The organism is Flavobacterium sp. KACC 22758, assembly GCF_028736135.1.
In the GTDB taxonomy this organism is placed as follows: Bacteria; Bacteroidota; Bacteroidia; order Flavobacteriales; family Flavobacteriaceae; genus Flavobacterium; species Flavobacterium johnsoniae.
On record NZ_CP117878.1, the window covers coordinates 1,277,766 to 1,299,245 of the forward strand.

Below are 21,480 nucleotides of genomic sequence, written 5' to 3' on the forward strand. Positions count from 1 at the left end.
GTTATTTATGTATTTTAGATTTCAGAATTTTGATTTCCTCATTTTGTTTTATATTGTCTTTTTTTATTTCCTCATTTTCCTTTTTCATTTCGATCATATATAATGTCAATTCCTCAATTTTCTGCAAGAGTTTGATATTCATTTCAGAAAGATTAATACCGTCTTTTTGCATTTCTTTTGCCGAAGCAATTTCAGGTAAATGTTTATTTTCTTTAATGAATTTATCTACAGATTCGAGAGAAGGTAAATTGTATTCATTTTCAAAAACAAAATCGGCACCGGCATCAACTGTAACTTTTACTTCGCGTGAAGTAATATTTCCTGCGACCGTAAGTTTTGAAGTTGGGTTTGTTGTTCCAATACCTACATTTCCATTAAAATAGGCATTTCTATTTTGATAAGTTCCTGTTGTTGTGGCATATTCTTCTACTGTAGTTTTATAATTGTGCGCAGGTCCATTATCTTCATTATACGGAAGAGGATTTTTAACTCCATCGTAAACAGTTGGGTTAACAGCAAAATTTGATGAATAATAGTAAGTAGTTCCTCCACCACGAAGCCAAATTATAATACAATGGCAGCTTCCAGTCTCTGTAGCGTCTCTCCATCCAGCAATGAAATTAGGAATTGAACCTCTTGAAGGTTTAATATCGGCATCAATAAAGTTGGAACCATGTCCCCATGCTGTAATATGATAGTTAAAAGTCGCAACTAATGATCCTCGCCATTGAGAATCTAAATGGATGCTGTGTCTTGATAAAGTTAAATTTGTTGCTTTGTCATTATTCCAGCCTCCATCTAAAAAAGTTACGGGATAGAATTTATCAATATCTCCGCCAACATTAATGCTGCTAGATACTTGGGCAAAGCTGTATTTTGTAAAAAGATATAATAAGATTATAAATATTACATTTTTCATGTTTATTTATTTTCAATTTTTTGAATTCTGTCCTCTAAAATTTTTTGATTTTTTTTCATTTCTTCATTCTCCTTTTTCATATCAATCATATACAAGGTCATTTCTTCCATTTTTTTTAATAGAGCCATATTCATTTCGGCAAGCATTAAACCATTTTTCTCTATTTCTTTTGCTGATGGAATTTCTGGTAAGTGTTTGTTTTCTTTTATATAATCTTCAACTTCTTGCAAAGTTTTAAGTTTATAATCATTTTCAAAAACGTAATCAGGAACTAATGGTCCTTCCATGTCAACTCGTACTTCCTGCGTATGAATTTTTCCTTTAACGGTTAGTTTCTCGTCTGGAGACAATGTTCCAATACCAACTTTATTTCCTAGTATCAAGAAGTTGTTTACTTGATGGGTTTCGTTTATATTAGGTATGTAATCTTGTATATTTGAAAGAATATCTGTGTTTATTGGTGATCCCTTTAATTCGTAAGGAACCGATTTCATGTTTTCACCACTTGACTTTGTCCAGCCCGCAAAATTAAAACCCCAATCATGGAAGGCTGCAGAATAAGGAACATCAAGAGCCAGATACTTTTTTCCATTATATATACAAGTTTTTAATTTCCAAATGCCTTCGTCGTCAAACGATTTTATAGAAGCAGCAATGCCATTGTATGATGATGATGAATTTATTTCGGCTACATTAATTCTGTTTAAGGATGCTATAGTACCTCTAAACGCTGTTATTGTTCCAATAGCATTGTTCATAGGTAATAGCGTTCCATTATATATTTCGTGAAGTAAAATTAAATTTCGGGCAAAATCGCCTTTGCCATTATTACCAATATTTACAACTTTGTAGTTTTCTGCTAAAGGTGTTGTTGAAATTTGTGCGTTAGTAAATAATGGAATTGCTAATATTGCTATAAATATAAATTTTAGATTTTTAGTCATTACAAGTACTTTTTAGTTTATTTTCGAGTGTTCGTATTTTATCATTTTGCTTTTCACTTTCTTTTTTCATTTCTATCATATACAAGGTCATTTCTTCCATCTTTTTTAATAAAGCCATGTTCATTTCGGCAATCATTAATCCGTTTTTCTCTATTTCTTTTGCCGATGGAATTTCTGGCAGATGTTTGTTTTCTTTTATGTAATTTTCAACTTCTTGTAAAGTTTTGAGCTTATAATCATTTTCAAAAACATAATCAGGAACTAATGCTCCAGTCATATCAACTCGCACTTCTTGTGTATGGATTTTTCCTTTTACGGTAAGTTTTTCGTCTGGAATTGCGGTTCCAATTCCCACATTTCCGTTTTGGATCGCTTTTATGGCAAGAGTCGCCCCATCTGCAACAAAAACATTTCCCACATATAAATCCCAATCAGAAGTCATTGGAACGAATTTAGAAACTGTTGTGTCATTCCCAGTAGCATTTAAAGTAGTAAAGGTGCCATTTGTATTTAAAGAAGTTACCTTGATATAAACCGTAATAGGAGTATTTATTCCTAAAGTATTTACTGCTCTTATTCTAAATCGAGGATTTGCATATTGTGTGTTACAATCAATAGTAAAATTAACCCCAGATCCTACGTAAGGATTATTGTTTACTCTTCCAGCTTCTCTCCATAAAGCCGGATTAGAATGAGATATTGAGGCAACATGAGTTGCTGCCGAAGCAACATTTCCTCTTGTATAATTTATCGAGATTTGATAATAACCACTGGCTCCAGCAGAAGCTGGATTTACACTTAAAAATTCGATATAATCGCCAACAATATATCCTGCAGGAAAAGTAACACTGCTTTCATATTCTGTTGCATATACTAAATTATTTGATTTAGCAGAAAGTTGTATAAAAAATAAAACGGTAAATAGTAAAAGTAATTTTCTTTTCATTTTTAAGGATTATTTAGTTAGGATTGTTTCGATTTTATTTTCTAGATTTTCAATTTTTTTATTTTGCTCAAGTCATCTCTTCCATTTTTTTTAATAGAGACATGTTCATTTCGGCCAGCATTAAGCCGTTTTTCTCTATTTCTTTTGCCGATGGAATTTCTGGCAGATGTTTGTTTTCTTTTATAAATTCTTCAACTTCGGGTAAAGTTTTAAGTTTATAATGGTTTTCAAAAACATAATCAGGAACTAACGCTCCAGTCATATCAACACGCACTTCCTGCGTGTGGATTTTTCCTTTTATGGTAAGTTTTTCATCTGGATTCATTGTTCCAATACCAACATTATTTCCCATTATCAAAAAGTTACTTACCAAATGGGTTTCATTCATGTTTGGAATGTAATTTTGAATATCCGAAAGTTTATCAGTATTAACCGCTTGACCATTTACTTCATAATTGACAGATTTCATGTTTTCTCCTGTTGATTTAGTCCAACCAGTAAATTGATATCCCCAATCATGGTGAGAATCGGCGTAAGGAACATCAACAGCTAGATATTTCTTACCATTATAAATACAGGTTTTTAAAATCCATTCGCCATTTCCATCATAAGTTCTTAATGTTGCAAATGTGCCATTATAAGCTGATGAACTGTTTATTTCTATCATATTTGTTCTATTATATGATCCTGCAGTACCTCTAAAAGCAGTTAAAGTTCCTACGGCATTATTCATTGAGATTAAACCTCCATTGAAAATCTCATGAATTAAAATTAAGTTTTTGGTGGAGTCTCCACCATTTGTTCCTATTTCAATGATTTTGTAATCAGAAGATAAAGGGGGTGTTACTTGTGCATTTGTAAAAAAAGAAAGAAATAATAGCAGAAAAAGAAAAAGTTTGTTTTTTTTATACATTGTTTTAGTTTTTTAGTTTCTTTTCAAGAGCCAATATTTTATCATTTTGTTTTTCACTTTCTTTTTTCATTTCGATAACATATAGGGTTAGTTCTTCAATTTTTTGTAAAAGTTTGATATTCATTTCAGATAAATTAATACCGTCTTTTTGCATTTCTTTTGCAGAAGCAATTTCCGGTAAATGTTTATTTTCTTTAATGAATTTATCTACAGATTCTAAGGACGGAAGATCATAGTTGTTTTCAAAAACAAAATCGGCTCCAGCATCTACACTTACTTTTACTTCGCGTGATGCAATATTTCCTGCAACAGTAAGTTTTGAGCTTGCATTTGGTGTACCAATGCCTACATTTCCATTTATACCTATAGATAATTTTGTTGTATAGACTAATTTTTGTTCTGAGTCAACAGGGTCAGCGGTTTGAATAAGCAAGCCATTCGTACCAGTATCAGTACCAGCATACAATCTTACTCCAAATGAGTTAGTTAAGTTTGTATGAGTTATCATTTCTAATCCTGTCCTTCCGTTTCCATACTGTCCTAACCTTATTTCTTCAAAATTGTAGGCACCAGGAATACTTAATTTATAATTAGAGTTATTATTATAGTTACCTATCTGAAAAACATATTGAGGATTCTCTGTTCCAATGCCAATATTACCATTAGGTAAAAAGGTCATGTATCTTGTAGTTAAATCTTTACCTATAAAACTGCTTGAAACATTTGCAATTCCATTGGTAACAAAACCAGTTGAGCCAAATGTAAAAAAAGACTGACTGCCCGATTCGTTAGTAATAAAATAGGCACGTCCCCAACCTCCAGTATACCCAGGGAAATTTGCTTTTAGCTGAACACCATATGCAGGATAACTAGTGCCAAGACTAATATTATCAAAAGTTGTATTTTGTGCTCTTGCAGCAAAATTGATGCAAAGAAAAACAGTAACTAATGAAATTAATTTTTTCATAAAAAATTTAATTTTTGGGTTGGTTAAATAGACAGATGAGATTTCTGAAAAGCATTCTAATTATTTATAGTAAAATTAAAAACAGTACTTCTGCCACTTTGGTTTCCGGCATCATCAAATGATTTTACAAACCAGTAATAAGTTCCAGCCGTCATGGTTTTATTATACGGACTTGTACCTCGATCTTTGAAGTTTAAATTCGTCAATGCACTTTCTGTATAGACATATATGCTGTCTCTTTCGGCACTTCCGGGTACAAGAGTTCTGCTCCATTGAAAATTTATGCTTTTGTTAGTGGTAGTACTTGCGTTTAATGGACTAGATAGAGTAGGAGTGTTTGGAACTTTAGTATCTACTGTAATTGATCTCGAAGTATAAAGTGTTTGCTCAGTACCATTACTTGCTCTTACTTTCCAAGTATATTTCCCTTCATCAAAAGTAAAATTCAGAATCGTTGTTTCTGAAGTTTGATCTTTTACTAAGGTGTTGTTTTCGTCTAAAACCTGAATTTGATAATTTGCTGCTCCAATGATTGCGTCCCAGGATAATTTTTGTGAAGCAGTTTTTGTAATTAAATTGTTATTTGGGGTTAATAATACAACAGTATTGTTTTGGAAATCATCGTTGTTTAAAATTTCAAAACTTTTTTTAACATATGCGGTTTCATAGGCACTATTAATTGCTCTTATTCTCCATTCATATTTTCCAATATTTAATTGCTGTGTATAAGAGTTTTTTGAAACTACGGTGTCAAGGATAATCTGCCTTGCGGCTTCAAAACTTGGAATTGCAATTTGAAGCTGATATTTATCTGCACCTTCAACAGTTTCCCAAGAAAATGTCACTCCCGATGTCGATAAAATGGCGTTATTTGCCGGTGCTGTTAAGGATACTTCCTTTTTAGTTATATTATCAACCATTAGTATTTCTTCACAAGAAAGAAAAGAAAGAAGAAAGAAAAGGAGAAAATACTTAAGTGAAATTTTATTCATGATTATTAGAATAGTCTTAATTTATAATTTAAAAAAACAAAATGCCGAAGCCCTTACATGTCAAACAAATCTTTGTTGTTTTTCTTTTCGTTTGTTTTACTTTTTGTTATTCCGGTACAGCTGTTTTGTTCGTTTATAATATCAGCCACATTCCAAGTACCTTTAGTTGATTTTACCCAGCAAAAAGAGCTTACCTGATATGCCACAATTGTTTCTGGATTTATGTCTATATTGTCTGTTTTTTTTCCGCTTTTAAACAAAGCAATTGTATATTTCTTGAATTGATTATTGGTTAAATAATAAGCATCGGCTTGTCGTATTTTAGCAATTTCTTCATTAGATAAACTTACAGCAAGACTTGAGATTATTTTTAAACCTTGAGTATCTGTTAATAATTTTAAAAGAGAGGCATTATAATCAGAGTTGATTTCCTGAACAAGACCAGCTATATCTAAAATTTTAATGGTTACCAATTCTGGTTTAATTGGAAGACTGTCTATAAAAGCAACTTTTGTTTGATTTTGATTGTATTTTGCTTTCGATTTATAAATCTTGTTTAGTTTTTTATTGTAAGGCACAACCCCAATTTCTACTCTAATATTATTTTCCAGTTTTGGCAGGCCTTTGGGTTCAAATGTATTTAGATTGTATGATAATTTAGATGTTCCAATACTTCCTAATTCAACAACTGAAGAGGAGAACTTATAGTTGTCATTTTTTATTTTAGTTGTCTGGCATGCACTGCAGATTAAGACTATCAAGACAACAATTTTTTTTAACATAATGCGCTGTTTTATAAGTGAAAGGTGTGAATTTTAATAACAATTAAAAATGAATTTTGACAGATTATTTCTATTATCATTAATTTAACAAATCTAGTAAAATGGATGTAATATATTGTTAAAAAAAATTTTTTATTTCAATAGAAAAATAAGTTATTGTTAAGTAATATCTTATATTTGATTTTCTATTTTTAAAACCTAATTATGAAAAAAACAATACTTTTTTTTGCATTTTTGTTATGTCAGATTATAAATGGTCAAACGTTTTCAACTAATTTAACTCCAGTGGGTTGGGAACATAATACTTTGTTTAATGCTACGACACGTTATACAGTAACACAACAAGGACCAATAGTTCATCTTCCAACATTTTTTGACGGAGGTATGAATCCTTACTATATTTCTGGTGTTACTCCTAGTAATCCTTCTGTTATTTTGATTGAAGGACTATCAACACTGCATACTCAATCAGGATCATGGGTTGGATGGACAACGCGATATCTTCCGGCGACTCGATTTAAGATAGAAGGTTATGACGAATACAATTCTGCTAACGTATGGAGAGTTATAGCAGATTATTCAGCTTTTGATTATGCAGGGTTCAATTTTTCGGTTAGAATTCCGATTGGCGGAAGTTATACTAAACTAAAATTTACATTTTACAGCGGTGAGAATTATAATGGCGACAATTCTACAGTTGGAATTTCGGAACTGTTTTTTATACATCCGGAAGCAACTTATCCTTATGCGGGCTTACTAGCGACGGCTCAAGGGAACTGGCAGAATAATGGATCTGATTTAGTTTTTAATACTGGAAATGTAGGTATAGGAATAACAAAACCAAATAATAAGTTAGATGTAAACGGAACAATCCATTCAAGAGAAGTAAAAGTTGATATGGAAAAATGGTCTGATTTTGTTTTCAAAAAAGAATATAGTTTACCCACTCTTCAAGAAGTCGAAAAACATATTATTGAAAAAGGCCACTTAGAAAATATTCCAAGTGAAAAAGAAGCTCTAAAAAATGGAATTTCTTTAGGAGAAATGAACTCAAAACTATTACAGAAAATTGAGGAACTTACTTTGTACATGATTGAGGTGAATAAAAAAGTAAATGACCTTCAGGTTAGTAATGATAGGCTTCTTAAAGAGAATAACGTATTAGTTTCGAAAGTTGAAAAATTGGAGAAAAAGTAATTCTAATTTTATAAGAAAGACTATTTATAATAGAGAGTTTACTTTTTGTAATTTAAACTTATCCGAAAAATTCTATTTTTGTTTGAGATAAAATATAGCATTCATTTAATTTTAATCTGTATCGAACATAAAAGAATATGTTTTTTACGCATTGCTTTATTTTTTTAAATCTTGGTATTTAGTACTGAAATAGTCGATAAAGGGAGGGAGGATGCTCTGAGTGCTATTTTTCAAATCCATTGAGATGACCTAGCAGTTGCAGGCTAACATGAATTCTATTTTAACAGTTTGATACACTTTAAAGTGCTATAAAAGCAAAAGCCACTCCGTTATGGAATGGCTTTACTATTCAAAATAGATGATTATAATTTACCAAATTATACTCCAATAAATAACAGTATTTTTAGTTTTGTTTATTGCAACTCCTTTTGAGAATCCATTTTCCCATCCTTTTGGCATTTGTGGATTAGGCTGTAATTCGAATTGTTTAAAATGATTTCCTGATTCCGCATTTATAACATAAATTTTAAAACCTTTATCTTTCCAAAAATCTACATTATTGGCAATCGAAAAATCGATGAAATTTGGAACAGGCAATAGTTTTTTATAACATGGTTTGTCTATCAAAGAAGAATCTCCTATTTCAACCATTTCAAGACTATCTTTAGTTCTTACAGTTTCAAATCTATTTACTATCAAAAGACATAAATCTTTGTTGGTGTATACACTCTTATAATTCTGAATAATTTTTTTTTCTAATTTTTTAATGCTATTTGAAGATAAATTATATTCAAACAAAAATAAACCGACATCATTTTTTTCAGAATTTGTATTAGCAACTGTAAAGTTGTCAGTCGAGTTGAGTATACTGGGAAAATGATTAACCAAGGTAGAATCAAACTTGTTTTTAAATAACAAATACCTTTGATTTGTTACATTATTAAAGTTTTTTTTATCATTACAACTATTTAAAGTAACAACTAACGCTACTAATAATATATTAATTTTCATCATTTTTTTATAGATTGAATTACAGCTTGAGTAATTTGAATAAAACTATCTAAAATTTTTAATCCAGTACCATAATCTGTATGTTTATTACCATAATATTCTGCCGTTTTTGCGTTGTCTTGACCTGCAGGTTTTGTTAAAGTGTATGTAGTAGTTCTTGAAGAACTCCATGGACTTTGTCCACTTGTTTCCGCTAGTACTTTCTTATCATTCATTTGTTCAGGTTTAGCATACGTAACTTTAGAATCTCCTATTTGTTTCATGTCTGTAATTGTTGAAGTTATTTTTTCTTCTCCCATCGCTCCCCCACTAACAAATTCTCTTTCTTTTATATTTACTTTCTCTGCTTTTCTATAACCTTGTTTTTCCATAAATATCTCTGGATTTTCAACAACACTAGCTCCTAACTCCCTAATATTGTTAGCTTTTTCATTATTATTCCCAAACATATTGTCAGCTCCAAGTCTATCATATTTTTTTGCATCTCCAGCACCAATTTTATTCGCAGTTGTCTGAGTAAGTTTTGATTGACCTTCAACATGAACCACAGCACCAGTTTCTCTATTAACAAACCAATCTGGAGGAGGAGAAGCCATCATCCCATCTGGGTCAATAAAATAAACAGGATTATCAACAGCATAGGTGTATGGACTGAATCTTCGTGACTTTTCTGCCAATGGGTCAATGTTCATCCAGCGACCAAGTGCAGGGTCATAATTCCTTGCTCCATAATCGTAGAAGTTAAGCCCCAGCTCGTCTTGGAGTTCTTTTCCATTATACTTGAACTTATTGTCAACACCATTTATTGCAGAATTATATCCTTTTTGTAGCAAACCAAAAGCATAATAATTATTCTCTTGAACAATTTCACTGTTGTTAACGACGCCATTATTGTCTTTATCTTGAAAACTTAAGCGGATGTTGCCTAAGTGATCTTTATATTGATAAATATAATTATAAATTCCCGCATTATAAGCTATATATCCCTCTGGATGTGAAAACTGCTTCAAATTATTGTTTTCATAAATAAAGGTTCCGGCATAATCTGTACTTTCTCCTGTTGTAATCGTTTTACGTTGTTTTGCTCCTAAAGCATTGTATGTATAATTTATTGTATTACCGTTTAGTGTTATTGATGTAGGAAGATTTAAATAGTTATAACTTATGTTTGTAATATTTTTATTTGTGTCAGTTTTCATATTACCATTATTATCATAAGTATATTCTATTGCCAGATTACTACCGTTACTAAATCCTTCAGTGCTTCCAGAAGTATCTTCGACCTTATCAAGTCTATTTCCCTTGTAACTATAACTTAGATTGTCCATAATCCCGAATGCAGTAGCAGCTGAATTAATGTGCCCTAATCTTAATAGATTAATAATATTACCATTTTTGTCATAACTTAAACCTTCGTTGTATCTTCCTGAATTTATAACAGAGTTATCCATGGCTTGTGTTAACCTGTTTAATTCATCATAAGTATAATTGTAGCCTTTTAAACTATTATCTGTATTAGCAGTTTTCCAAAATGTCTGACTAATGTTACCATTAAATAAAGAATTACCTAATACAGCATTATTATAATTTATTTGAAAAGCAAACAAATCATTCCCTAAAGTATTTATGTTGTTGATACTTTTTAACCATCCACGAATATTATAGCTGAAATCTACATTTTGGAGACGAGGTTGATTTATTTTTCCTCCAACACCTTTAGATATTAGCTGCCCTAAATTATCGTATGTATAGTTCGCAATTATTTCTTTTGTTTGATTGTCGATAGATTGGGTTTGAGTTAATAAACGGCCAATATGATCATAAGAGTAAGAATCTACTATGCTAATTAAAGCTTCATTATCTTTTTTATGTGTAGTTGTTGTTTCTAATATTTTTCCTCCAAAATCAAGTCGTGTTTTTACAGTTGCAGTAATATTTAGAAAGTTGTTTTTATTATAATTGTATATTATTCTTCCCTTACTATCATAATAATCTGTGTTTGTAATCCAATTATTAGTTCCTAAAACTCGGATTTTAGAACAAGTAGGTAATCCTTTAACATTAGAGATAGGAGTAATGCCATATGATATAACAGATGTTCCGCCGTCTAAGTCAATATTATTGTAATTATCATAATAGTTTATAGTAAAAAGATCTATACCTGAATTAGGAAAAGCGTCGTTTGAATAATTTATATTTGTTCCATTAATATTTAGAATCGATGTCTGTTTATTGTCGAAAATAATGGTGCTATTATCTGCTAGTGTCTGAATAGCAGATCTAGATGTATCTGTCGTATTTATATATTCTCCGGTATATATTGGTCTGCTGAAAACATCATATTTCGTAAAAAGCCATTTGTTATTTAATTTTAAATTTCCATCTTGGGTTAGTATGGGTCTATTTAGTTTGTCATAAACGATATATTCCCAATCTTTACCTGGGATTTTTTTCTCAACTAATCTATATTTTGTGTCATATTTATATTGATACGTCAAATTATCTAATAAAGCTGTATTTAGTCCACTATGATAGCCTCTACAGGTTTGAGGTAAATTTACAGTAAATGTTGTAGAAAATCCAGTTGATGGAGCTCCGGTTATACTCGTTATTTTTAATTTTCCTTCAACGATACTTACATTGTAATCTCCATTAGAAATAGTTCCTAAATTCATATCAGGAAGGGCACAAGGTGTCGTTGGAAGATCTTGTGGGGTGTTACTAAGAAATGTTGAATTATAGCCTCCGCTAAAAGCTATTTTTAAAACGTTATCTACAATTGTCACATTTACAGTACCTCCTCCACTTGTGCCAGAAAAAACATAATGACTAAATGTTTTTGAAAAATTGTTATACCCAATCGTTGGTAAATCGTGTAGTATTAAATCATCTGTATTTGTCGATGGTGGAAGGACAAATATTAAGTTATTATATTTATCATAGATGTAATAAGTATCATGATTGGTGTTTGTTAATGTTCCATCAACCAATGATTTACCAAATGTTCTTTTTAGTATTAGAAGGCCGTTTTTGTCGGTAAACTCATGAGTGGTTTTGTTGTTTCCGTCTGAAGGTATCCAATTTTCATCCTTAATTACTTTTTTGTATAAAGTGCTACTAGGGTAAAAGCTTATATCATCAATTTTTGAGTCTATAATATTAAATGATGCTTCTGTATTAATTAAAAATTGTTTTACTTCATTTTCTTCATTTGTTTGATAATCGAATTTTACCTCATGTCCATTTCCTAAAGCCCAGTCAATTCCTGGTGCTGCTTGTTTCATTACACGATTAAGAGGTGATTTTTCAAATTCTTTATTTGAAAACGGATTTGGTTGAACGTTGTTTATATCAGCAGAATAATTTGTTATATAATAATTATTAGTATTGTTTACGGCATTATTTCTATACGAAGCTAAATTAATGGAAGTATCCATATAGGGAAGGAATTCTTTTTTTTGACGGCCAATAGAATCATACGTAACAGCAGTTACTATATCTTGAATAGATGGAGATGCTTTTATGGCAATGTTTTGCATTGATCTGCCTAAGCCATCGAAATAGTTTATAGTTTCTATTACATCGTTATTTTTTGTAATTTCTAATGATGTATTCATGGGAGTTTGAAATATTCTCGTAAAAACATAATTTTCATTACTGAAAGAATTACTACGATATGCGTCAGATTCTATTCGGGCAATAAAAGAACTTCCAGCTTTAATCCATGTATTAGGCTTTAAAGTTATGCTTTCTGAGGCTGTAAGAGTTTCTATTCCAGTAACAGTATAATTATTTTCTTTTGTAATAGTGACAGGAGTTTGTGACTTACAATTAAATCCAATTAAAAAAAACAATAGGAGGTATATAGATATATTTTTCATTTGAATATTAATTTTTATAATGATATTGATTTTCTGAAATTAATTTTCCCTCAGCATCTTTAACAGATAGTAATTTCCCAAAATTGTCATAATTGTAGTTCATCATATCGCCTTTTGGGTCATTAATACTACTAACTCCCACCAATGGAATGTGAGTATAAGTAGTAATCATTGAATTTGTAAATGAAGCATTATTACGAAGATTGTTTATAGACGCTAAATTGGTTTCATTGTAATTATTTAATACAGAGGTCGAAATACCAAGTGCTGCTGCTATTTGTGCATAAGTAGCATTCTCTATTTTTGCAATTGGCAGTGTTTTATTATACCCCCATATTATAACAGTATGAAGATCATTTTCATAATGAAACTCTACAGGGTTACCTTTAAAATCATAATTATCATAAATCAATATTTTGGCAGTGTTCTTTAAAGTATTAGTTGTTATTTTTTTTGGAACAAGGAAACCAAGTGTTTGATCGTATTCATAAGATGTATTTTCTTTATCTTTACCATTGATGGAAATATGATTTGATAGTGGGAGTGTAAAAATATTATTTTGATAATAATTAGAATTAAGAATTGTTTGGTCATAAAATATTCCATCTACTAGATTAGATTTGTAGGTTCTATCAAGAATTCTGTAAGAATCATAATCATAATTTGTGGTTGTAGTGATAATTTTATCATTAAAATATTCTTTTTCAATTTCAGCTTTTAGAAGTGTTTCTTTTCCAAAAATTGGATAAGTACTAATTTGATATCTTGGGAGTTCATCTAAACTCCCATTCATATTATATTGAAAAAATTGACCATAGTAGCCAATTTTTGCGCCATAATCAATTGAGCTTCTATATTTATAATATTCTAACTTTTTTTCTTTTAAGATCTTATTGTTGGAATCAAATAATCTTTCGCTTGTTAGTGAACCATTATCGATATCATCATTACCGAAGGTAAAATTGTTAATAGTTTTTACATTATCTAAATAAGCAACATTTTCTGCTCTATTTTGAAATGTTCGCATAATGTAACCATTTTTTGTATTGCCTGACTCAGTGATTTTTACGGTGCCATATCCAACATAATTAGAGACACCATTAGGTGATACATTAAAATAATTGTTAGATGAAATTCTGTCGACTTTAACACGATATAAATAACCCGTTGAACTTGGATGGCTTATAGTATTATCATAAGTTGCAGTTCTAGCTGTTAAGAGGGGAATCATAGTTGTTCCTCCATAATAATCGTAAATTTTTGAGGTGGCCAATGTACCATCATTATCATAATTTGCAATTTCCCTTATTCTTAGTCCATTACCTCTAGTTATTCCTTGTGCTTCACCCTGTACTGAATAAAATAAATTACTGGCTTCATTTAATTCATATTTAAATGTGCTGTACCCTTTTGTAGGATAGGTGATTTTTTCTAATATAGCAGCTTTGGCATAATCTTCACTAGGATATAAATTATTACCATTATCTCCCATATGGCTGTAATATTTAAACTGAATAGGATTTGGTATAATTGAGGTGTTTTGAAGGCTTCCATTATAATAACCCCAAAAATCTATGGCAAAAGAATTTCGTGGAGGAAGATTTATTGAATTATAGGTAAAATCGTATTGTTGATCGTTAATTATTAATGAGTTTAACTTTAACCTATAGAGAGTTTGATTAATATTTGTAAATGCTTCACCTGATGTGAAAACATTTGCAGATGATGTAGAAGAAAAATAAGAGTACGCAAATTTTATATTTTTAATTTTTCTACTATATTGGTTGTTTAGTGTTATTGAATCTAATTTTTTTAATTTTGGATTGTCTATTCTATCAGAATAATAAAAGTCAATCTTACCCTCATCAGAGGTAATTGAATTAATTAATTTTAAATTCTGTTTGGAAAAACTGAAATATGTATTTGTATATTCGCCATTACTATTTTCAGCTGGTACAAATACATATTCAGGATAACTCATTAATGGTTGTCCATAATGATCTAAAGTAATTTTATTGAAAGGCCTATAAGATGTATGGGTCTTAGATAAGACTTTAGATTTAGTAAATTCTTGTGAATATTGTGAGTTGCTGATGAAATTTGGAATATCTATATAATCAATTGTTGTTTCTCTTTTATTGGGAGTAATTATTTTAGTTAATTTCCATATACGTGAATCTACTGGTGAATAAATACTTGGTGTAGAACTTTCAGATTTTATTTTTTCTAAGGCACTGAATTCATAGATAATACCTGATGGGTTAGTAATAACAAATTTGATATTATCAGCATTTATATAGTTTAAAGTAATTTTATATCCTTCTTTATTCAAGACTTTAAACGAGATTGCGTTAGTAGATTTAGAAAAATCGTTAATAAATGTTAATGATTGACCTAAAAAATTAGCAGTGAAGATATCAGGTTCAGAATCAAAATTTCTATTATTTATTATATCAGCCGTATGGCTCAATAAACCTTTGTATATAGTGTATTCTGCAAAATTAATTTTGTTACCTACATTAATAGGTATTTCACTAACTACAGGATAAACACTGCTGACCGGGTCACATGAATCATATGGACTTCTAGCATACACGCATGGGTAAGGTGAATCTGAAGGATATATATAACCTTGAAAATCTGGACGCATTTTAAAATAATCAGAATCGAAAAATTTAAGATCGTCAATATCACTAATACTTTGTACTATAGATCCTAAATTCATATCCCATCCTAAGCCAGTTATTCCCGGTTGGTCATTTACTCTATTGCCACTTGTAGCTGTATAAGTAAGATTAAGAGGGATTTGAGAAAGTTCGACTAATGGGATATTAATATTTGCAGAACCGTTATATTCATTTAGTGCAATTTCTTGAAATTTAAATAAAGATGCGCTGCTCGGGGAAGTAGGCATGTTTGGCATATATTGTTTTATGAGCTCTGAATTAGTTACAGTTTGGGCATTTATATTTAGGAAGAATAAAAACGGAAAAATAATTTTAATTTGTAGATGCATATTGATTGGGTAAATTGCTGATTATCTTTTTATTGCTAAAGGTTGGTTTATTATTGAATCACAATGCAATGATAATAAAAAAATAAAAAAAAATCTTATAAAAAAATTACAAAAAAAGAAGGTTGTTTCTTACTTTTTTTTTATTTTTTTTCCCAATAAAAAAGATATATTTGTAAAAATTAATTTATATTTTGTTTTGAAGAAAAATCTACTTAAAAAACTGCCGTCTTTCAATCTTCAGGAAATGTTGATTGTTCTTGCCATCATCGGAATATTGCTTTTAATTGCTTTGCCAAACCTAATGCCGTTAATTACAAAAGCCAAAAGTGTAGAGGCTCAGGTACAGCTAAAGGCGATTTATAATGCTGAAAAGCAGTATTATTTTATGTACTCTAAATACAGCCCTAATTTTACCGAAATAGATTTTGAAGCACCGAAAACGACAAAAGAAAATGGAAGCGCCAACTATGTGTATGAAATTGTACACTCAAGCAATAATGAGTTTAAAGTAAAGGCAACAGCTATTACTGATTTTAATGGGAATGGTGTTTTTAATGTTTGGGAAATAGATCAGAATGGCGTTCCAAAACAAATTACAAATGATTAATGTGGTATTTAAAATTAATATTAGTAATTGTATTTGCTTTTGTATTGTACCAAGACTTTAAAAGTCGTTTGGTTTATTGGTTTTTATACCCAATCATTGGTGTCTTAGCATTTGCAATTCAATTACAAAATCTTCCAGTTTCAATTGCCCTGACTAACTTAGGATTTAATTTATTATTTGTAGTTTTAATTTTATTGGTCAGCACACTTTACATTAAATTCAGAAATTTAGATTTTAAAAACACAATTGGAATAGGAGATATTCTATTTTTTCTATTTATAGCCGGCACTTTTTCTATAGTTTCCTTTCTTGTTTTATTTGTTTTTTCGCTTGTATTTTCTTTGATTTTGCATATAGTTTTAAATAATAAAAAAGAGCAGGCAACAGTTCCTTTAGCGGGTTATATGTCACTTTTTTTTGGTGTTGTTTATGCAGTTTCTTTTTGCTTTAACAATGCTTTTTTATATGCTTATTAGATGGAGAATTTTGATATTCCAATAGAATTTCAGCAGCTTGTAAAGTCAGAACAAGCCTATTATTACAGGATAATTCCGGTTGGAAAAGATCAGAACACAGTAATCTTAAAAACTGACGCGTCTGATGTTGTAAGCCTGCAGAATGAATTAAGCATTTTACTTAGTTTTCAAGTTCAATTAAAAACCGATTCTACAGAAAATATAAACCGTTTTTTAAGTACCAATTATAGAAAAACTTCTAATAACGTTTCCGAGATTCACTACACTTCTGATTTTTTAGAAAAGATTGTTTTGAATGCCAAAGAAATAGGAAGCAGTGATATTCATTTTGAACCGTATGAAAAAAATGCAAGAGTTCGTTTTCGTTTGGACGGTAAGTTAAAAGAACAGTTTCATATTTCGGTAGAAGAATATCCTATTATTGTAAATAAAATTAAGATTCGTGCACAGCTAGATATTTCTGAAAAAAGATTACCTCAAGATGGCCGTATTACGATGGTTACAGATTATCAGGACTTTGATGTTCGTGTTTCTGTTTTACCCACTTTACATGGCGAAAAAGTCGTACTGCGTATTTTAAGTAAAGATACGAGTCATATTGATATTAACTCTCTTGGTTTTACAGATAAAGAATTAGCAGCATATCTTGAAAATATAAAGCGTCCAAATGGAATCGTGCTTATTTCTGGACCAACCGGTTCAGGTAAAACGACCACTTTGTATGCTACTTTAAAAAGGCTAAACGTTCCTAACACCAATATTCTAACAGTAGAAGATCCAATAGAATATACGCTTGAGGGAATCAATCAGGTTCAGTTAAAAGAAAATATCGGACTTGATTTTGCAGCTACTCTAAGGACTTTTTTAAGACAAGATCCCGATATTATAATGGTAGGGGAGATACGTGATGTTAATACCGCCAATATGGCAATTCGTGCGGCCTTAACGGGGCATCTTGTTTTGTCTACAATACATACAAATTCTGCTTGGGCAACAGTTTCAAGATTAATTGATATGGGCATACCATCATTCTTAATTGCAAGTACGCTGAACATTAGTGTTGCGCAAAGATTGGTTCGTAAGCTTTGTAATACTTGTAAGACAGAAGAAACAATTAATCCGGAAATTTTCCCCAGTGGATTCGAAATTCCAAATGACTTAATTTCACATCATACAGCTGTAGGATGTGAGCATTGTTATCATACAGGTTATTCCGGAAGAAAAGCCATTTATGAGATCCTGCCAATAGGTTCAGAATTATCTAATTTAATAAAAAACAATCAATTAGATATTAATGATTACTTAGAAGAGAAAGACATTTTTACACTAAAACGTAACGCATTGTTATTAATAAAAGAAGGAATTACTTCGGTTGACGAAGTTTTTTCATTACTATTGTAAAACAAATAAAATCCTACAACTGATATAATTTCATGAGAAAAATAATTACGCTGTTTTTTATACTAATTTTTCAATTTTCATTTTCGCAAGAAAATCGAATTCAACAGCTAAAAAATAATATTGAGTCCATTTCTGCCGATGCTCCTGGATTAAATGAAAAAGTAAATGTTAATATAAAAGAAGCTTCTCTTTCAAGCTTTTTATTGGCTGTTTCGCAAATTCATAAATTAAATTTTAGCGTTGCCGGAAACCTAAGCCAAATAAATATTGTAAATAATTTTTCGGATGTGACGGTAGGCGATCTGCTTATATTTTTATGTAAAGAATATAATCTTACGATTGATTTTACAGGAAATATTCTGGCTATTAAATCGTATGTAAAACCAACAGAAATTCCTGCTTTAAAAGCTATTGATGTATCATACGATCTGGCAAATAATTTACTTTCACTGAATTTAAAAGATGATAAATTGTATGATGTTTTCAGAAAAATTATGGACGAAAGCGGTAAGAATCTTGTTTTTGCTCCAGGTTTGGAAAATCAATTGCTTACCGTATACATTAAAAGCATGCCTTTTGATGCTGCTTTGAATAAACTAGCATTTGCAAATAATTTAAGTGTAAACAAATCCCGAGATAACTTCTACATTTTTGATAAAGTAGAAGGGAATTTTGTAAGCGAAGGAACATCAGATCCAAATGCCATACGTCAGAATAAACCTCAACGAGCCCGAAAATCTAATTTTTTCTTTACGGTTGTTGATGCTGAGAAAAAACTTTTAAACGTAGATTTTGAGAATACTCCAATTTCAAGCATTGTTTATGATATAGGCAATGAATTGGATATAGATATGTTTATTTCGAGTCCTTTAGAAAGTGCTGGAAACGGAACAGTTAAAGCAAAAAACATCACTTTTGATGAACTTTTAGCTAAACTATTTGAAACTAAATCTGATGGTGGTCCTTCACAAACAAGTAATTCACAGCAATTTAGTAATAATAATTCGGGAGCACCAATGGCATCTTCTGGCGGAGGCGGCTATACATTTAAAAGAAGTGGCTCTGTTTATTATTTTGGAACAAAAGATCAATTAGTGGTACGAAATATTAAATCGATTCCATTAATGCATCGTTCTATTGAACTTCTAAGTGATCCTTCAAAAGAGGGCAGAAGTGCCGGTCGATTAAATAACACGAATAGCTATTCTAATTATAATTCTTTTGATAACAATAGTAATAGATCTAACTCTAATTCTAATTACTCTAACCAAAACAGTAATTTTAATAGTGGAGGCAGCAGTAGTAATTATTCATCTTCAAGCGGAGGAAGCAGCAGTAATCCATCAGAATCTATCCTAACTATTATTCCTGATGAAATAAAGAAAGATTTAGACATAAAAATTGATAAAGAACTCAATAGCTTTTTAGTAAATGGCCCTGCGGCTAACATTGAAAGATTTGAATCTTTTATACACTATATAGACAAAGCTGTTCCGGTAATTTTAATTGAAGTGATGCTGTTAGAAGTTAACCGCAGTGCTACTGTAGAAACAGGTATACAAGCCGGAATTGGTGATAAACCTGTAACTACAAAAGGAACTGTTTTTCCTAATGCCGACATTAATTTAGGAGCCTCTACAATCAATAAAATTATAGACGGTTTTAGCGGATTTGGATCTTTAAACATTGGTCAGGTTGTTCCTAATTTTTATTTGAGTTTAAAAGCTATGGAAACAAACGGAAATCTAAAAATACGTTCTTCCCCTAGGTTATCAACTTTAAATGGACATAAAGCCTATTTATCTATTGGAGAGACTACGTATTATGTTGTGACCAATCAAAATTATTATGGATCGCAAATTCCGCAAGCTTCAGAAGTAAAAAATTACCAGCCTATCGATGCAGAATTATCGGTAACTATTATGCCTTTGGTTTCTGGTAACGGACAGATTACTATGGATATTAAAGTGATTCAGTCTAGTTTTAACGGCCAAAAAGTAGATAAAGATGCGCCTCCGGGAATTAATTCAAGGGAGTTTACTTCAATTATTAGAGTTAAAGATCAGGACTTAATCGTTCTGGGCGGACTGGAAGAATCTGTGAAAAATGATTCAGGAACGGGTGTGCCATTGTTATCCAGAATTCCAATTATTAAATGGATTTTTAGTTCGAGAAAAAGAGAAGATTCAAAGAAAAAGTTGAGTGTGTTAATTAAACCTACAGTTATTTACTAATGGCCATATTATCCTTAAATACCTTTTTGCTTGGAAAACAATACATTGGTGTTGAGCACTTCACTATAAATAACGAAGATAAAGTTGCCTTACTTTTAGTTGAAAAGAAAAAAGAAGGATTAGTAATTACCAAAAAAGACAGGGTTAGTTATAACGGAAAAATAGCTGAAAAGTGGGATACTAAACTGCCTTTCTTTTTAGTTATAAATTCCAATCAGGTTATACAAAAAGAAGTTTTAGGTGTTGAACCATCTGATGAAAAACTGCTTTATAAATCTTTCCCTAATACCAACTGGGATGAGTTTTATTATGAAATTTGGAGGTCAAAAACAAAATCGGTAATTGCGATTGCAAGAAAATCGTATGTAAGTACCTTGCTGGAAGATTACGAAAATCAAAAAATATCGATTGCCGGAATCAGCCTTGGAGTATGCTCCATAGCTGATATTATTGGTTATACAGATGGAAGTGAGCTTTATACAAATCATCAGAGTGTTTCGAAAGAAGAGACGCAGATAATTTCAGCAAGTGTTTTAGAATCGGCAATAACCTATACCATAAACGATCTTCAAATTGAGAATAGGCAATTGTTGTCTTTTTCCGGAATTTTAAGATTAATACTCAATAATACACTGAATACAGGTTCTATAATTTCGTATAGTGACCAATTATATAATGATTACAATCAGAAAACTTTTTTTAATAAAGGAATTAAAATAATGGTTGGAGTTATTTTGGGGATTTTACTTCTGAATTTCGTTTTTTTTACACACTATTATAAGCTAGCTCAGGAATCATCTGAAATTTTGCTGGTTAATAAATCTTCAATTGAAGATGTTAGTAAAATAAAGCAAAGAATTATTGTAAAAGAAGAAAAAGTTAAAGGAATAGATGGAAGAATGACTTCGAGAAGTTCCTTAATTATTAATGAAATTACAAGCAAAGTCCCGTCTTCTATTTTGTTGACCGAACTTACTTTTAATCCTCTGGAAAAGAAAGTTAAAGCCGAGGAACAAATACTTACAAAGGATAAAGTAATTGCAATTTCAGGAACTACAATTGCTAATTCTTCTTTTACTAAATGGGTAGAAGATATCGAAAAACTAAATTGGGTTGATAAAGTTTTAATTACGCATTTTGGAAAAGATGAAAATAATGAAACAACATTTTCTATAAACTTAACTCTGAAGTAAA

16 protein-coding genes are annotated in these 21,480 nt (G+C 30.6%); 6 read left to right on the plus strand and 10 right to left on the minus strand.

Going from position 1 to position 21,480, the window contains the following annotated elements:
• Position 1 precedes the first annotated feature (1 nt).
• The 7 genes from PQ462_RS05435 to PQ462_RS05465 all read right to left on the minus strand — a co-directional run bounded on the left by PQ462_RS05435 (position 2) and on the right by PQ462_RS05465 (position 6,463).
• The gene (locus PQ462_RS05435) at positions 2–919 is read right to left on the minus strand and encodes a tail fiber protein (RefSeq protein WP_274252647.1); all 918 of its coding nucleotides are present in this window, start codon (positions 917–919) and stop codon (positions 2–4) included.
• A gap of 2 nt (positions 920–921) precedes the next feature.
• On the minus strand, positions 922–1,863 hold the full coding sequence (locus PQ462_RS05440; RefSeq protein WP_274252648.1) for a tail fiber protein: 942 nt from the start codon (positions 1,861–1,863) through the stop codon (positions 922–924).
• Positions 1,856–2,809, minus strand: coding sequence for a tail fiber protein (locus PQ462_RS05445; RefSeq protein ID WP_274252649.1), 954 nt, complete (start codon positions 2,807–2,809; stop codon positions 1,856–1,858). The genes PQ462_RS05440 and PQ462_RS05445 overlap by 8 nt, the downstream gene beginning before the upstream one ends.
• Positions 2,810–2,876: 67 nt before the next feature.
• Entirely contained in the window at positions 2,877–3,722 is an 846-nt protein-coding gene (locus PQ462_RS05450; protein WP_274252650.1) for a hypothetical protein, read from the minus strand.
• Between the two features lie 4 nt (positions 3,723–3,726).
• Entirely contained in the window at positions 3,727–4,689 is a 963-nt protein-coding gene (locus PQ462_RS05455) for a hypothetical protein (RefSeq protein ID WP_274252651.1), read from the minus strand.
• A 56-nt stretch (positions 4,690–4,745) separates the two neighbouring features.
• Positions 4,746–5,609 carry a hypothetical protein gene (locus tag PQ462_RS05460; protein ID WP_274252652.1) on the minus strand — a complete coding sequence of 288 codons (864 nt, stop codon included), beginning with the start codon at positions 5,607–5,609 and terminating at the stop codon, positions 4,746–4,748.
• A gap of 125 nt (positions 5,610–5,734) precedes the next feature.
• On the minus strand, positions 5,735–6,463 hold the full coding sequence (locus PQ462_RS05465) for a hypothetical protein (RefSeq protein ID WP_274252653.1): 729 nt from the start codon (positions 6,461–6,463) through the stop codon (positions 5,735–5,737).
• A gap of 204 nt (positions 6,464–6,667) precedes the next feature.
• Here PQ462_RS05465 and PQ462_RS05470 point away from each other — a divergent pair, with 204 nt between their 5' ends.
• Entirely contained in the window at positions 6,668–7,660 is a 993-nt protein-coding gene (locus tag PQ462_RS05470) for a hypothetical protein (RefSeq protein WP_274252654.1), read from the plus strand.
• Positions 7,661–8,029: 369 nt separating this feature from the next.
• Here the strand turns inward: PQ462_RS05470 and PQ462_RS05475 are convergent, their stop codons facing one another.
• The 3 genes from PQ462_RS05475 to PQ462_RS05485 are packed head-to-tail and all read right to left on the minus strand — an operon-like array spanning position 8,030 to position 15,568.
• Positions 8,030–8,674 carry a hypothetical protein gene (locus PQ462_RS05475; protein WP_274252655.1) on the minus strand — a complete coding sequence of 215 codons (645 nt, stop codon included), beginning with the start codon at positions 8,672–8,674 and terminating at the stop codon, positions 8,030–8,032.
• Positions 8,671–12,552, minus strand: a complete 3,882-nt coding sequence (locus PQ462_RS05480; protein WP_274252656.1) for a DUF6443 domain-containing protein — start codon at positions 12,550–12,552, stop codon at positions 8,671–8,673. Before PQ462_RS05480 ends, PQ462_RS05475 begins: the two co-directional genes overlap by 4 nt.
• Before the next feature lie 7 nt (positions 12,553–12,559).
• A complete protein-coding gene (locus PQ462_RS05485; protein WP_274252657.1) occupies positions 12,560–15,568 on the minus strand; it encodes a hypothetical protein in 3,009 nt (1,002 codons plus the stop codon).
• A gap of 196 nt (positions 15,569–15,764) precedes the next feature.
• Here PQ462_RS05485 and PQ462_RS05490 point away from each other — a divergent pair, with 196 nt between their 5' ends.
• From PQ462_RS05490 to PQ462_RS05510, 5 genes are read left to right on the plus strand one after another with little or no spacing between them, the layout of a single operon-like run.
• Positions 15,765–16,175: a prepilin-type N-terminal cleavage/methylation domain-containing protein gene (locus PQ462_RS05490; RefSeq protein WP_274252658.1), complete on the plus strand. Its 411-nt coding sequence runs from the start codon at positions 15,765–15,767 to the stop codon at positions 16,173–16,175.
• On the plus strand, positions 16,175–16,651 hold the full coding sequence (locus tag PQ462_RS05495; RefSeq protein WP_274252659.1) for a general secretion pathway protein: 477 nt from the start codon (positions 16,175–16,177) through the stop codon (positions 16,649–16,651). The genes PQ462_RS05490 and PQ462_RS05495 overlap by 1 nt, the downstream gene beginning before the upstream one ends.
• Positions 16,652–18,052 (plus strand): GspE/PulE family protein, encoded by a 1,401-nt coding sequence (locus PQ462_RS05500; RefSeq protein ID WP_274252660.1) that lies wholly within the window; start codon positions 16,652–16,654, stop codon positions 18,050–18,052. It begins immediately after the preceding gene.
• Positions 18,053–18,084: 32 nt separating this feature from the next.
• Positions 18,085–20,286 carry a type II secretion system protein GspD gene (locus PQ462_RS05505; RefSeq protein ID WP_274252661.1) on the plus strand — a complete coding sequence of 734 codons (2,202 nt, stop codon included), beginning with the start codon at positions 18,085–18,087 and terminating at the stop codon, positions 20,284–20,286.
• Positions 20,286–21,479 (plus strand): general secretion pathway protein, encoded by a 1,194-nt coding sequence (locus tag PQ462_RS05510; RefSeq protein WP_274252662.1) that lies wholly within the window; start codon positions 20,286–20,288, stop codon positions 21,477–21,479. The genes PQ462_RS05505 and PQ462_RS05510 overlap by 1 nt, the downstream gene beginning before the upstream one ends.
• Position 21,480 lies beyond the last annotated feature (1 nt).

What these genes read in the sequence shown, in the direction of transcription:
- PQ462_RS05470 (WP_274252654.1), top strand. Translation starts at nt 6,668, where the DNA reads ATGAAAAAAACAATACTTTTTTTTGCATTTTTGTTATGTCAGATTATA.
- PQ462_RS05450 (WP_274252650.1), bottom strand. Translation starts at nt 3,722, where the DNA reads ATGTATAAAAAAAACAAACTTTTTCTTTTTCTGCTATTATTTCTTTCT.
- PQ462_RS05460 (WP_274252652.1), bottom strand. Translation starts at nt 5,609, where the DNA reads ATGGTTGATAATATAACTAAAAAGGAAGTATCCTTAACAGCACCGGCA.
- PQ462_RS05485 (WP_274252657.1), bottom strand. Translation starts at nt 15,568, where the DNA reads ATGCATCTACAAATTAAAATTATTTTTCCGTTTTTATTCTTCCTAAAT.
- PQ462_RS05465 (WP_274252653.1), bottom strand. Translation starts at nt 6,463, where the DNA reads ATGTTAAAAAAAATTGTTGTCTTGATAGTCTTAATCTGCAGTGCATGC.
- PQ462_RS05435 (WP_274252647.1), bottom strand. Translation starts at nt 919, where the DNA reads ATGAAAAATGTAATATTTATAATCTTATTATATCTTTTTACAAAATAC.
- PQ462_RS05475 (WP_274252655.1), bottom strand. Translation starts at nt 8,674, where the DNA reads ATGATGAAAATTAATATATTATTAGTAGCGTTAGTTGTTACTTTAAAT.
- PQ462_RS05480 (WP_274252656.1), bottom strand. Translation starts at nt 12,552, where the DNA reads ATGAAAAATATATCTATATACCTCCTATTGTTTTTTTTAATTGGATTT.
- PQ462_RS05440 (WP_274252648.1), bottom strand. Translation starts at nt 1,863, where the DNA reads ATGACTAAAAATCTAAAATTTATATTTATAGCAATATTAGCAATTCCA.
- PQ462_RS05455 (WP_274252651.1), bottom strand. Translation starts at nt 4,689, where the DNA reads ATGAAAAAATTAATTTCATTAGTTACTGTTTTTCTTTGCATCAATTTT.
- PQ462_RS05445 (WP_274252649.1), bottom strand. Translation starts at nt 2,809, where the DNA reads ATGAAAAGAAAATTACTTTTACTATTTACCGTTTTATTTTTTATACAA.
- PQ462_RS05505 (WP_274252661.1), top strand. Translation starts at nt 18,085, where the DNA reads ATGAGAAAAATAATTACGCTGTTTTTTATACTAATTTTTCAATTTTCA.
- PQ462_RS05510 (WP_274252662.1), top strand. Translation starts at nt 20,286, where the DNA reads ATGGCCATATTATCCTTAAATACCTTTTTGCTTGGAAAACAATACATT.
- PQ462_RS05495 (WP_274252659.1), top strand. Translation starts at nt 16,175, where the DNA reads ATGTGGTATTTAAAATTAATATTAGTAATTGTATTTGCTTTTGTATTG.
- PQ462_RS05500 (WP_274252660.1), top strand. Translation starts at nt 16,652, where the DNA reads ATGGAGAATTTTGATATTCCAATAGAATTTCAGCAGCTTGTAAAGTCA.